Annotated in this window: 14 protein-coding genes; 10 read left to right on the top strand and 4 right to left on the bottom strand. The window is 54.8% G+C overall.

What is annotated here, in order from left to right; translation table 11 throughout:
- Positions 1–36 precede the first annotated feature (36 nt).
- From C2U53_RS27610 to C2U53_RS27600, 3 genes are all read right to left on the bottom strand, one after another.
- Positions 37–567, bottom strand: coding sequence for a YbjP/YqhG family protein (locus C2U53_RS27610; RefSeq protein ID WP_042999989.1), 531 nt, complete (start codon positions 565–567; stop codon positions 37–39).
- Positions 568–569: 2 nt separating this feature from the next.
- Positions 570–935: a hypothetical protein gene (locus C2U53_RS27605; protein ID WP_044258479.1), complete on the bottom strand. Its 366-nt coding sequence runs from the start codon at positions 933–935 to the stop codon at positions 570–572.
- A gap of 158 nt (positions 936–1093) precedes the next feature.
- Positions 1094–1345 (bottom strand): helix-turn-helix domain-containing protein, encoded by a 252-nt coding sequence (locus tag C2U53_RS27600; RefSeq protein ID WP_044266272.1) that lies wholly within the window; start codon positions 1343–1345, stop codon positions 1094–1096.
- 170 nt (positions 1346–1515) lie between these two features.
- On the opposite strand from C2U53_RS27600, the gene C2U53_RS27595 reads away from it, so the two are divergent.
- A complete protein-coding gene (locus C2U53_RS27595; protein WP_061069825.1) occupies positions 1516–1890 on the top strand; it encodes a DNA-binding protein in 375 nt (124 codons plus the stop codon).
- A gap of 176 nt (positions 1891–2066) precedes the next feature.
- Positions 2067–3245, top strand: a complete 1179-nt coding sequence (locus C2U53_RS27590; RefSeq protein ID WP_104446758.1) for an MFS transporter — start codon at positions 2067–2069, stop codon at positions 3243–3245.
- On the opposite strand, the gene flk is transcribed toward C2U53_RS27590, so the two are convergent.
- Positions 3242–4243 (bottom strand): flagella biosynthesis regulator Flk, encoded by a 1002-nt coding sequence (gene flk, locus C2U53_RS27585; protein WP_043001872.1) that lies wholly within the window; start codon positions 4241–4243, stop codon positions 3242–3244. The two genes, C2U53_RS27590 and flk, sit on opposite strands and share 4 nt — an antisense overlap.
- 103 nt (positions 4244–4346) lie before the next feature.
- On the opposite strand from flk, the gene pdxB reads away from it, so the two are divergent.
- The 8 genes from pdxB to cvpA all read left to right on the top strand — a co-directional run bounded on the left by pdxB (position 4347) and on the right by cvpA (position 11874).
- Positions 4347–5483, top strand: coding sequence for a 4-phosphoerythronate dehydrogenase PdxB (pdxB, locus tag C2U53_RS27580; protein WP_090049621.1), 1137 nt, complete (start codon positions 4347–4349; stop codon positions 5481–5483).
- Positions 5484–5549: 66 nt separating this feature from the next.
- The gene (locus C2U53_RS27575; RefSeq protein ID WP_042999992.1) at positions 5550–6563 is read left to right on the top strand and encodes an aspartate-semialdehyde dehydrogenase; all 1014 of its coding nucleotides are present in this window, start codon (positions 5550–5552) and stop codon (positions 6561–6563) included.
- Positions 6563–7375: a tRNA pseudouridine(38-40) synthase TruA gene (truA, locus tag C2U53_RS27570; RefSeq protein WP_044258491.1), complete on the top strand. Its 813-nt coding sequence runs from the start codon at positions 6563–6565 to the stop codon at positions 7373–7375. The genes C2U53_RS27575 and truA overlap by 1 nt, the downstream gene beginning before the upstream one ends.
- Before the next feature lie 24 nt (positions 7376–7399).
- Positions 7400–8059 carry a DedA family protein gene (locus tag C2U53_RS27565; RefSeq protein ID WP_042999994.1) on the top strand — a complete coding sequence of 220 codons (660 nt, stop codon included), beginning with the start codon at positions 7400–7402 and terminating at the stop codon, positions 8057–8059.
- 153 nt (positions 8060–8212) lie between these two features.
- A complete protein-coding gene (gene accD / locus C2U53_RS27560; protein WP_104446757.1) occupies positions 8213–9127 on the top strand; it encodes an acetyl-CoA carboxylase, carboxyltransferase subunit beta in 915 nt (304 codons plus the stop codon).
- A gap of 69 nt (positions 9128–9196) precedes the next feature.
- Complete coding sequence (gene folC, locus C2U53_RS27555) at positions 9197–10465, top strand: bifunctional tetrahydrofolate synthase/dihydrofolate synthase (RefSeq protein ID WP_044327710.1); 1269 nt, start codon at positions 9197–9199, stop codon at positions 10463–10465.
- The gene (gene dedD, locus C2U53_RS27550; RefSeq protein WP_042999997.1) at positions 10455–11138 is read left to right on the top strand and encodes a cell division protein DedD; all 684 of its coding nucleotides are present in this window, start codon (positions 10455–10457) and stop codon (positions 11136–11138) included. The genes folC and dedD overlap by 11 nt, the downstream gene beginning before the upstream one ends.
- Before the next feature lie 247 nt (positions 11139–11385).
- Positions 11386–11874, top strand: a complete 489-nt coding sequence (cvpA, locus tag C2U53_RS27545) for a colicin V production protein (protein ID WP_046483084.1) — start codon at positions 11386–11388, stop codon at positions 11872–11874.
- Positions 11875–11892: the final 18 nt, after the last annotated feature.

The following is an 11892-nucleotide window of genomic DNA, read 5'->3' as shown; positions in this document are numbered from 1 at the left end:
ATTATTGACGGAAAAGGGAGCCATAAGGCTCCCTTTTTACTTTTTAAGCGGTTCGTATTCCGGCGCAATTTCTGCTGACCACGCCCTGGCACGGGCAATGGCACCGGCGCTGTAAATGGGATGTTCAAACTGGTTTCCGACATCCCTGACACGATAGATTTTCCAGTGTTTTTCTTCCCAACGCGTATAGACCTCCAGTTGAACGGGCGCTATGTTGGCGGGTCCACCCAGTTTGACATCCACTTTTTCGCCGCCGAGGAAGGGACGTGCTTGTCCAACCTGTAACAGTGGGATCCACTCAGGGGCATAATCCTGCACATACATAAAGTAGTCTGAGTCGACGATGTCTTGCTCATAATAGCTATCGATCAACGTCAGGCGATCGATAACCTCTTTAGTAACATAACGTTGCATTACCCCGCGGGTATCGTGAGGCTTATCTGGTGCATCGATAAATGCCGCCATCCACGCGAGATAGAATTGTTTAACGTCTTCTGTGCTGTCGTGCCGGGGCGTGGAGCAACTGCAAAGCAGCAGGACAAGTGCTAAAAAAGAGAAGGCTCTCATCGCTATTTCCTGTAGATGATATAGGCCGGTTTTGCCGCCCGGTAACCAGGGCCTGCCCACATGTCGCGTTGTCTGAAATCTGAGTACCACTCTGAACCGTCGTAAATCGCCATATGACCGCTGGGGTTTCCACCGGAATAGGGTTGAATCACGATGACATCACCCGCCTGAGGAGACTCATAGGCACCAATCGGGACAAAACCGGCGTTTTTTAGCATTGGGCCATAATCTTTGGCGTGGTTAGTGTTGCCAAGTAAGACGCCTCCCGCCAGGATCGCTTTACGGGTAAATTCTGCGCAGCGGCTTTGTGAATGCGCGCCTGCATGAGATTTTGCATAACTCACGGCGGCTGTTTTATCCCAACTCATAATAACCTCTGTTAGTGATACGCGTAATAAATTACGAGAAGCATTAACAATATCTATTCGGTCAGGCGTAACTTTTAATGCTATTTTTATCCGTAAGGTTTTTTTATTTATTAGTCATTCTCGCGGGTGATTAAATATATCTGAAATATACGCTCATATTATTTTTTAAGGCACTCGGCAGCAGATTCTGTCGGCAGGTTGATATAGCGGGTTGGCCAAATTTTTTCTGGCGTGGTTTCCAGCGCGTTAGCGATAATTTGTTCGGCGCGAGGCCAGCTACGAGTAAAGACGTTACGCAGCGAGTCTGGTGATAAACCTGCTGCGCGTGAAAGTTCCCTGAGTGTTATTCCCTTTTTTTCGAGTGCGCTTTTAATATCTGCACGATGCCAGTCTTGGCTTTTTTCTCTCATTCTGTAATCCTACGAAGATGTGTTATCGGCGCCGATATTTTTTACGGTTTTAAATGACTGTGACAAAAGAAGGTGTTTTTCTTTTGTCGGATTATTTTCCCACAATAACCCTGAAATTTCGCGCAAAAAAGAAAATTTATTATTATTTCATTGGGGAAAGGAACGAAACGATGTCTAAAGAATGGCTCACGGTACAGGAATGTATTGGTCTGCCGGGTTTTCCCGGTAGCGTTCCCGCTGTTCGTAGTCGACTCAACATCCTGAGTACGGGTAAAGAAGGCGTTAAGCGCAAACGCAGAAAATCGAAGGCATGGGAATACCATATTTCGATTCTCCCCGTGTATGTTCGTCCTTATGTTGCAGACAGCGACCCGGAATCTGTGCGAAACGATGCCTCGGCCTGGGAAGCGGAACCGAAAGAGATTTGGGATATGATGTTCAGACTCCTGACGCCTGAACAGCAGCAGCAGGTGACTTATCTGTTTGGCACGAAAGGGATTGGAGCGGTCCTTCCTTCGCTTTTCGACAATAATCCCCCGTACTGAGCACACGGTACGGTTTGCGGTTGACAACATTAGTCACTCGCAGGCAGACTTCAGGCCCATCATTATCTTCCGGATAATGCGTAAGCGTTTGACGTTATCCAACGCACCTTAATCCTGACGGTCAGGTGGAGGGGGCGTGGCGTTTCCTCGCCTTACTCTGCATTCTGGAGTAACGCATGACAGCAGTAACCCATAAAGAAAAAACATCTGCAGCGAACACATCGCTTTTTCGTATCGCGTTTGCGGTCTTTTTGACCTACATGACGGTCGGCCTGCCGCTACCCGTCATTCCACTTTTTGTTCATCATGAACTGGGCTATGGCAATACGATGGTCGGTATCGCCGTGGGGATTCAGTTTCTCGCAACCGTCTTAACGCGCGGCTATGCCGGGCGACTCGCCGATCAGTACGGCGCCAAGCGTTCTGCGCTGCAGGGCATGTTTGCCTGCGCGCTGGCGGGCGGCGCGTGGCTACTGGCAGCACTCTTACCCGTTTCTGTACCGTTCAAATTCGCGTTATTAATCGTCGGACGGCTGATCCTCGGCTTTGGGGAAAGCCAGTTACTGACTGGAACCCTGACCTGGGGGCTGGGTCTGGTGGGGCCGGCACGTTCCGGTAAAGTGATGTCGTGGAACGGGATGGCAATTTACGGTGCGCTGGCGGCAGGGGCGCCGCTGGGTCTGCTGATCCACAGCCATTTTGGGTTTGCGGGTCTTGCGGGCACGACAATGGTGTTACCGCTGCTGGCATGGGCATTTAACGGAACGGTGCGTAAAGTACCGGCACATGCGGGCGAGCGTCCCTCACTGTGGAGCGTAGTAGGGCTTATCTGGAAAGCGGGTCTGGGCCTCGCGCTGCAAGGCGTGGGATTTGCCGTGATCGGCACCTTTATCTCTCTCTATTTTGCCAGCCACGGTTGGGCGATGGCGGGCTTTACGCTGACTGCGTTTGGCGGAGCCTTTGTGATCATGCGCGTGCTGTTTGGCTGGATGCCGGACCGCTTTGGCGGGGTCAGGGTGGCTATCGCTTCTCTGCTGATCGAGACCGTTGGGCTGGTCTTGCTCTGGCTGGCGCCGACGGCCTGGTTTGCGCTGCTCGGTGCGGCATTAACCGGAGCGGGGTGTTCGCTGATCTTCCCGGCGCTCGGCGTTGAAGTGGTGAAACGCGTACCGTCACAGGTCCGCGGGACCGCGCTGGGGGGGTATGCCGCATTTCAGGATATCTCTTACGCGGTCACTGGTCCGCTGGCGGGGTTGCTTGCCACGTCCTGTGGCTATCCATCCGTGTTTCTTGCCGGTGCGATTTCAGCGGTGCTGGGGATTGTGGTGACGCTACTGTCGTTTCGCCGGCGCTAGATGACCAGCCAGAAAATCAATAACGCGACCAGCAGGGCGATAAACAGCAGTCCTGGACGCGCGGTGAACGAGCGCAGCGTATCGATAACCGGTGTAAACGGACTATAAATCGGTTGAATGTGGCGGGGATCGTTTAATTCCCGATCGCGCTCGACGCGGCGCAGGAAGATCTGATTCAGGAGATCCTGCACTTGCGCGGTGGTCAGCACCGTCTGAGGTTGAATTTGCCAGGTCTGCTGGGCGTAATCTTTCAGGTTGAGCAGTTCATCGGCTTCCAGCGGTTGCTTGAGCGCCGCCTGTAGCGATTGCAGGGTAGGGGCGTGTTGCAGACTCAGGGTTTGACGCGCCTGCAGCCAGGTCGCCAGATGGGTGAACTGTTTTGCCGGGATCAGCTCACCGCTTTTCACGCCAGAAAGTTCCAGCATTGATTGCCAGATCAGCTTGCTGGATTCCCCCGTTGCGGCGGCCAGTTTGGTAACCAGTTGATTTAACGTATTGTGTTCGGCTGGCAGTAGCGGGCGATCGGTCGCCGGGCGCTGCTGCGGCTGCGGGATCGACAACTGTCCCTGCTGTAAAAGCGTTAGCACGTTCTTAAGCTGTTCCGGTTTGAGTTGACTGAGCGCCGTTTGTCCGTACTGCTGACGAATAAAATCGCTGACCGCCTGGCGGTTATTTCCCTGAGTCAGTAATTCTGTCAACTGTGAAAGCACCTGGCGGTTGGCATGATTTTGTTGGGCCACACCGAGGCGCTGGTTGAGATTTTGTTCCGCCGCAGGGAAATGGCGCGACAGCAGTGGAGTATCGCTTTTTACGCCGAGATCGTGCTTCATACCTGCCCACACTTCCGCACTTTGCTGTTGCGTCAGTGAAATCAGGCGTGTTATCAGGCGTTCCAGTACGGTCCGCTGTTGCGTGGAGAGCGGTTGTTCGCCCGCCGTGGAAACCGCAGGTTGCCCTTCACCGGGAGGGCGTGCGGGAGTACCGGAAATGGGTTGCATCATCACTTATCCTTAAACCATCAATCTTAGCAAAGTATGCCTGGCGGCCAGATTATGGCACACTTGCCCGGTTAACTCTCGTTCTCAAACAGGTACGACAGACGTGAAAATTCTCGTTGATGAAAATATGCCTTATGCCCGCGAATTGTTTAGTCGTCTGGGTGAGGTCAAAGCGGTTCCCGGACGTCCCATCCCTGTCGCTGAGCTGGATGATGCCGATGCGTTAATGGTGCGTTCGGTCACCAAAGTGAACGCGTCGCTGCTGGAAGGGAAAGCCATCAAGTTTGTGGGTACCGCAACTGCGGGTACCGACCATGTGGATGAGGACTGGCTCAGGCAGGCGGGCATCGGATTTTCAGCGGCACCAGGCTGTAACGCCATTGCGGTGGTGGAATATGTGTTCTCCGCGCTACTGATGCTGGCAGAACGTGACGGATTCGCGCTGCGCGATCGTACAGTCGGGATTGTCGGTGTAGGTAACGTCGGTGGACGCCTGCAGGCGCGACTGGAAGCGCTGGGGATCCGCACGCTGTTATGCGATCCACCCCGTGCGGATCGCGGGGACGAGGGCGACTTCCGCTCGCTTGATGAACTGGTTCAGGAAGCGGATGTCCTGACATTCCACACGCCGCTGTTTAAAGAAGGGCCTTACAAAACGCTGCATCTGGCCGATGATGCGCTGATTTCTCGTCTGAAACCGGGCTCTATTCTGATTAATGCCTGTCGTGGCGCCGTGGTGGATAACGCCGCGTTGCTGGCGCGTCTTAACGCCGGACAGGATCTGAGTGTGGTTCTGGATGTCTGGGAAGGCGAGCCGGATCTGAATGTCGACCTGTTGAACACGATCGATATCGGCACCGCGCACATTGCGGGCTACACGCTGGAAGGCAAAGCGCGCGGCACCACGCAGGTCTTTGAAGCATATAGCGCATTTATCGGTCATGAGCAGCGTGTCGCGCTGGATACCTTGCTGCCGGCCCCGGAATTTGGCCGTATTACGCTGCATGGTCCGTTGGATCAGCCGACGCTGAAAAGACTGGTGCATTTGGTGTATGATGTGCGCCGCGACGATGCGCCGCTGCGCAACGTTGCCGGAATACCGGGTGAATTTGATAAACTGCGCAAAAATTACCTCGAGCGTCGTGAATGGTCCTCACTGTATGTGATGTGCGACGACGCAGATGCGGCGGCGTTACTGTGTAAACTGGGTTTTAACGCAGTTCATCACCCGACACGTTAATGTCTTCTTAATGCCCCCTGACGAATAATCGGCAGGGAGGCTTATGCTTTTCTGGAGTAAACCACCATGTCTGAAGGCTGGAATATTGCCGTCCTCGGCGCGACGGGCGCCGTTGGCGAAGCGTTGCTTGAAACCCTGGCTGAACGTCAGTTCCCGGTAGGGGAAATTTTTGCGCTGGCACGTAATGAAAGCGCAGGCGAACATCTGCGCTTTGGTGGTAAGTCAGTGATTGTGCAGGATGCGGCCGAATTTGACTGGACGCAGGCGCAACTGGCCTTTTTCGTTGCTGGCGTTGAGGCCACGGCAGCCTGGGTTGAAGAGGCGACAAACGCGGGCTGTCTGGTCATTGATTCCAGCGGTCTGTTCGCGCTTGAACCCGACGTTCCGCTGGTGGTGCCGGAAGTGAACCCGTTCGTGCTGGCGGACTATCGCAATCGCAATGTGATCGCCGTGCCGAACAGCCTGACCAGCCAACTGCTGGCCGCGTTGAAACCGCTTATCGATCAGGGTGGGCTTTCTCGCATCACCGTAACCAGTCTGCTTTCGGCATCTGCGCAGGGTAAAAAAGCGGTCGATGCACTGGCCGGACAAAGCGCGAAACTGCTGAACGGGATCCCCATCGATGAAGATGATTTCTTTGGTCGCCAACTGGCGTTCAACATGTTGCCGTTGTTGCCGGATCGCGAAGGCAGCGTGCGTGAAGAGCGGCGGATCGTCGATGAAGTACGCAAAATCATGCAGGATGATGGATTGTTGATCTCGGCAAACTGCGTACAGTCACCGGTGTTTTACGGTCACGCGCAGATGGTGGCATTTGAAGCGCTGCGTCCACTGGCTGCCGAAGAGGCGCGTGATGCCTTTTCCCGTGGCGAAGACATTGTACTGTCAGAAGAGAGTGAATTTCCGACCCAGGTGGGCGACGCTTCAGGCAGCGCGCATCTGTCTGTGGGCTGCGTGCGTAACGATTACGGCATGCCGGAACAGGTTCAGTTCTGGTCCGTGGCGGATAACGTCCGCTTTGGCGGCGCGCTGATGGCGGTGAAAATTGCGGAAAAACTGGTGCAGGAGTACCTGTACTGATGTCTGACCAGCAACAACTGCCGGTGTATAAAATTGCGCTGGGCATCGAGTATGACGGCAGCAAATATTATGGCTGGCAGCGTCAGAATGAAGTCCGCAGTGTGCAGGAAAAGCTGGAAAAGGCGCTTTCACTGGTCGCCAATGAGCCGATTAACGTCTTTTGCGCCGGGCGCACCGATGCCGGTGTGCACGGCACCGGACAGGTTGTGCATTTTGAAACCACCGCGCTGCGTAAAGATGCGGCCTGGACATTGGGTGTAAATGCGAATTTGCCTGGTGACATTGCGGTGCGATGGGTGAAAGCTGTACCGGAAGATTTTCACGCGCGATTCAGCGCCACGGCTCGCCGATATCGTTACATCATCTACAATCACCGGTTACGTCCGGCGGTGTTAGGCAAAGGGGTGACGCATTATTACGAGCCGCTGGACGCCGAACGCATGCATCGTGCGGCGCAGTGTCTGATTGGCGAGAATGACTTTACGTCGTTTCGCGCCGTCCAGTGCCAGTCGCGCACGCCGTGGCGCAACGTGATGCATATTAATGTGTCGCGCCATGGGGCGTATGTGGTGGTCGATATCAAAGCGAATGCTTTTGTACATCATATGGTCAGGAACATTGTTGGCAGCCTGATGGAAGTTGGCGCCCACAACCAGCCGGAGAGCTGGATAGCAGAGTTGTTAGCGGCAAAGGACAGAACGCTCGCAGCGGCAACGGCGAAGGCCGAAGGACTTTATCTGGTTGCGGTGGACTACCCTGACCGGTTTGACCTTCCTAAACCGCCTATGGGCCCGCTCTTTCTGGCGGACTAATTCGAGTCGTATAAAGGCACAACTATGGACCTGATTTACTTTCTCATCGATTTTATCCTGCACATTGATGTGCACCTGGCGGAACTGGTCGCAGAGTACGGCGTCTGGGTTTACGCAATTTTGTTCCTGATTTTGTTCTGTGAAACCGGACTGGTGGTCACGCCGTTCCTGCCAGGGGACTCCCTGCTGTTTGTGGCGGGAGCGCTGGCGTCGCTGGGCACCAACGATCTCAATGTGCACCTGATGGTGGTGTTGATGCTGATTGCCGCGATTGTCGGGGATGCGGTGAACTACACTATTGGTCGCCTGTTCGGCGAGAAGTTATTCAGTAACCCGGACTCGAAGATTTTCCGCCGTAGCTATCTGGACAAAACACACCAGTTTTACGAAAAACACGGTGGAAAAACCATCATTCTCGCCCGCTTTGTGCCGATTGTCAGAACATTTGCACCGTTTGTGGCGGGAATGGGACATATGTCGTATCGTCATTTTGCGGCGTATAACGTGATAGGGGCGCTGTTGTGGGTTCTGCTCTTTACCTATGCCGGTTACTTCTTCGGCACCATTCCGATGATTCAGAACAACCTTAAGTTGCTGATCGTCGGGATTATTGTGGTATCGATCCTGCCGGGCGTGGTGGAAATTGTTCGCCATAAACGCGCAGCGTCACGTGTAACAAAATAGAAACTAACTCAGCGGTTCGACCACTTTTTTGTCCAAAGTTTCGGGCTGTTATGTTTTAATGTGCAACATTCATGGTCTGTTGGGGGCAAAAATGACATTATGCGCCCCCACGGCAAAACTGGAACACACCAGGTTCAGGCAGAAAGGTCATAAATGAGCTGGATTGAACGAATTAAAAGCAACATTACTCCCACCCGCAAGGCAAGCATTCCTGAAGGGGTGTGGACTAAGTGTGATAGCTGCGGTCAGGTTTTATACCGTGCTGAGCTGGAACGTAATCTTGAGGTCTGTCCGAAGTGTGACCATCACATGCGTATGTCGGCGCGTAACCGCCTGCATAGCCTGTTAGATGAAGGAACGCTGGTGGAGCTGGGTAGCGAACTCGAGCCGAAAGACGTGCTGAAGTTCCGTGACTCCAAGAAATACAAAGACCGTCTGGCGTCCGCGCAAAAGGAAACCGGCGAGAAAGATTCGCTGGTCGTGATGAAGGGTACGCTTCACGGCATGCCGGTTGTGGCAGCGGCATTTGAGTTTGCTTTCATGGGCGGCTCGATGGGTTCTGTGGTCGGCGCACGTTTTGTCCGTGCCGTTGAACAGGCGCTGGAAGATAACTGCCCGCTGGTATGCTTCTCCGCCTCCGGCGGTGCGCGTATGCAGGAAGCGCTGATGTCGCTGATGCAGATGGCGAAAACCTCTGCGGCGCTGGCAAAAATGCAGGAGCGCGGTCTGCCGTACATCTCCGTGCTGACTGACCCAACAATGGGCGGCGTTTCTGCAAGCTTCGCGATGCTCGGCGATCTCAACATTGCTGAACCGAAAGCGCTGATCGGCTTCGCGGGTCCGCGCGTTATCGAGCAAACCGTACGTGAGAAACTGCCGCCGGGATTCCAGCGCAGTGAGTTTCTGATCGAAAAAGGCGCTATCGATATGATCATCCGCCGTCCGGAGATGCGCCTGAAACTGGCGAGCATTCTGGCGAAGCTGATGAATCTGCCGGCGCCAAATCCGGATACCCCGCGTGAAGGCGTAGTGGTGCCGCCGGTGCCGGATCAGGAACCCGAGGCCTGATAACTGAAAAGGGCAGGGCCACAGGCGCTGCCCTTTTGCTTTTCTCAACGTAACGATTTCACGGGCATCATGAATAACAAACGTATTCCTAAAGCCACGTCGCCCCTGGCCTCGTGGCTTTCTTATCTGGAAAACCTCCACGCGAAAACGATCGATCTGGGCCTTGAGCGCGTAAGCCAGGTGGCTGCGCGACTGGGCGTACTGAAGCCTGCGCCGTTTGTCTTCACCGTGGCTGGCACTAATGGCAAAGGCACGACCTGCCGGACGCTGGAGTCGGTATTGACGGCGGCGGGATATAACGTCGGGGTATACAGTTCGCCACATCTGGTGCGTTACACCGAACGTGTGCGTGTACGTGGCAATGAACTGCCCGAATCGGCTCACACCGAATCCTTTGCCGAGATCGAAGCGGCGCGTGGGGACATCTCGCTGACCTATTTCGAATACGGCACTTTGTCTGCATTGTGGCTGTTTAAGCAGGCACAACTGGATGTGGTGATCCTGGAAGTTGGGCTGGGTGGACGACTCGACGCGACGAATATCGTCGATGCCGATGTTGGCGTAGTCACCAGCATCGCGCTGGATCATACCGACTGGCTGGGGCCGGATCGTGAGAGCATTGGCCGTGAAAAGGCCGGTATTTTCCGTGCGGGAAAACCGGCGATTGTCGGCGAACCCGAAATGCCCTATACCATCGCCGATGTCGCACTGGAGAAAGGCGCGCGGTTACAGCGTCGTGGCGAGGACTGGCAGTTTACGGTAACGGAGACGGGCTGGTCCTTTAGCGATCGCCACGGTAGCCTGGTGGATTTACCGCTGCCACAGGTGCCTCAACCTAATGCGGCGACTGCGCTGGCGGCACTGCGCGCCAGCGGCCTGAACGTCAGTGAGCAGGCGATTCGCGACGGGATTGCCCGGGCGATTCTACCAGGACGTTTCCAGATTGTGAGCGAGTCGCCGCGCGTCATTCTTGATGTCGCGCATAATCCTCATGCGGCGGAATATCTCACCGGACGGCTGAAAATGTTGCCGAAAAAGGGGCGCGTTCTTGCCGTTATCGGTATGCTACATGATAAGGATATTGCGGGAACGTTGGCCTGGTTGAAAAGCGTGGTCGACGACTGGTATTGTGCTCCGCTGGAAGGCCCCCGGGGCGCAACGGCAGAACAACTGCTGGAACATCTCGGTAAAGGCAGTGTCTATGACAGTGTCGCGCTGGCATGGCATGCGGCGCTGGCAGACGCGAGACCAGAAGATACCGTACTGGTGTGCGGTTCATTTCACACGGTTGCACATGTCATGGAAGTGATGGACGCGGGGAGAATCGGTGGCGAGTAAGTTTCAGAATCGTTTAGTCGGCACGATCGTGCTGGTCGCGCTGGGCGTCATTGTGTTGCCCGGGCTGCTCGACGGGCAGAAAAAACATTATCAGGATGAATTCGCGGCGATCCCGCTGGTCCCGAAACCGGGCGATCGCGATGAGCCGGATATGATGCCAGCGGCAACGCAGGCTTTGCCGACTCAGCCGCCAGAAGGGGCGGCGGAAGAGGTACGGGCAGGCGATGCGGCGGCACCGTCGTTGGATCCGTCACGCTATGCATCAGCGAATAATCCTGAGCTTGATTCGACGCCAGCGCCGGTAGAGCAGCCCAAACCAAAACCGGTTGAAAAGCCGAAGCCGCAACCGAAGCCGCCTGTAGAGGCAACGCCTGCTCCGGTTCCCGCTCCTGCGCCAAAACCGGCGGCAGAAGAGAAACCGGCGCCAACGGGTAAAGCCTACGTTGTGCAGTTAGGGGCGCTGAAAAATGCCGATAAGGTCAATGAGATCGTGGGTAAACTTCGTGCCGCAGGTTTCCGGGTATATACTTCTCCGTCAACGCCAGTACAGGGTAAAATAACCCGTATTCTCGTGGGGCCGGATGCATCACGCGACAAGCTGAAAGGCTCGCTCGGCGAGCTACAGCAAATCTCCGGATTAAGCGGAGTGGTGATGGGGTACAGCCCGAACTAAGTGAGGGTTGCCTGATGACAGCGCTCGGCGTCTTATCAGGCTTCCAATCTTGTTGTATGTCGGCCGGATAAGGCGTTTACACCGCCATCCGGCAGTGCCCGAAGAGGCATAAAACGGTATGGCGTTGAAGTTTTTTTCAGCGCCATTTTTATTTACGCGCGGGAAGGAAATCCCTACGCAAACGTTTTCTTTTTCTGTTAGAATGCGCCCCGAACAGGACGACAGGGCGTAAAATCGTGGGACACATATGGTCTGGATTGATTACGCCATTATCGCGGTGATTGGTTTTTCCTGTCTGGTTAGCCTGATCCGTGGCTTTGTTCGTGAAGCGTTATCGTTGGTGACATGGGGTTGTGCTTTCTTTGTCGCCAGCCATTACTACACTTACCTGTCTGTCTGGTTTTCGGGCTTTGAAGACGAACTGGTTCGAAACGGGATTGCCATCGCGGTGCTGTTTATCGCGACGCTGATCGTCGGCGCCATTGTGAACTACGTGGTAGGGCAACTGGTTGAGAAAACCGGTCTGTCAGGTACCGACCGGGTTCTGGGGGTCTGTTTCGGGGCTCTGCGCGGCGTGTTGATTGTGGCTGCTATTCTGTTCTTTCTCGACACCTTTACCGGCCTGTCGAAAGGTGAGGACTGGAGTAAGTCACAGCTGATCCCGGAGTTCAGTTTCATCATCAGATGGTTCTTTGACTATCTGCAAAGCTCGTCAAGTTTCTTGCCCAGAGCATAAGCGTTGGGTTGTAGCTTA

It is taken from the genome of Citrobacter sp. CFNIH10, assembly GCF_002934585.1.
GTDB classification, from domain to species: Bacteria; Pseudomonadota; Gammaproteobacteria; order Enterobacterales; family Enterobacteriaceae; genus Citrobacter_A; species Citrobacter_A amalonaticus.
This window is presented reverse-complemented; position numbering and strand designations above follow the sequence as displayed.

What these genes read in the sequence shown, in the direction of transcription:
- C2U53_RS27600 (WP_044266272.1), bottom strand. Translation starts at nt 1,345, where the DNA reads ATGAGAGAAAAAAGCCAAGACTGGCATCGTGCAGATATTAAAAGCGCA.
- C2U53_RS27565 (WP_042999994.1), top strand. Translation starts at nt 7,400, where the DNA reads ATGGACCTGATTTACTTTCTCATCGATTTTATCCTGCACATTGATGTG.
- accD (WP_104446757.1), top strand. Translation starts at nt 8,213, where the DNA reads ATGAGCTGGATTGAACGAATTAAAAGCAACATTACTCCCACCCGCAAG.
- C2U53_RS27590 (WP_104446758.1), top strand. Translation starts at nt 2,067, where the DNA reads ATGACAGCAGTAACCCATAAAGAAAAAACATCTGCAGCGAACACATCG.
- cvpA (WP_046483084.1), top strand. Translation starts at nt 11,386, where the DNA reads ATGGTCTGGATTGATTACGCCATTATCGCGGTGATTGGTTTTTCCTGT.
- folC (WP_044327710.1), top strand. Translation starts at nt 9,197, where the DNA reads ATGAATAACAAACGTATTCCTAAAGCCACGTCGCCCCTGGCCTCGTGG.
- flk (WP_043001872.1), bottom strand. Translation starts at nt 4,243, where the DNA reads ATGCAACCCATTTCCGGTACTCCCGCACGCCCTCCCGGTGAAGGGCAA.
- C2U53_RS27575 (WP_042999992.1), top strand. Translation starts at nt 5,550, where the DNA reads ATGTCTGAAGGCTGGAATATTGCCGTCCTCGGCGCGACGGGCGCCGTT.
- C2U53_RS27610 (WP_042999989.1), bottom strand. Translation starts at nt 567, where the DNA reads ATGAGAGCCTTCTCTTTTTTAGCACTTGTCCTGCTGCTTTGCAGTTGC.
- truA (WP_044258491.1), top strand. Translation starts at nt 6,563, where the DNA reads ATGTCTGACCAGCAACAACTGCCGGTGTATAAAATTGCGCTGGGCATC.
- C2U53_RS27605 (WP_044258479.1), bottom strand. Translation starts at nt 935, where the DNA reads ATGAGTTGGGATAAAACAGCCGCCGTGAGTTATGCAAAATCTCATGCA.
- C2U53_RS27595 (WP_061069825.1), top strand. Translation starts at nt 1,516, where the DNA reads ATGTCTAAAGAATGGCTCACGGTACAGGAATGTATTGGTCTGCCGGGT.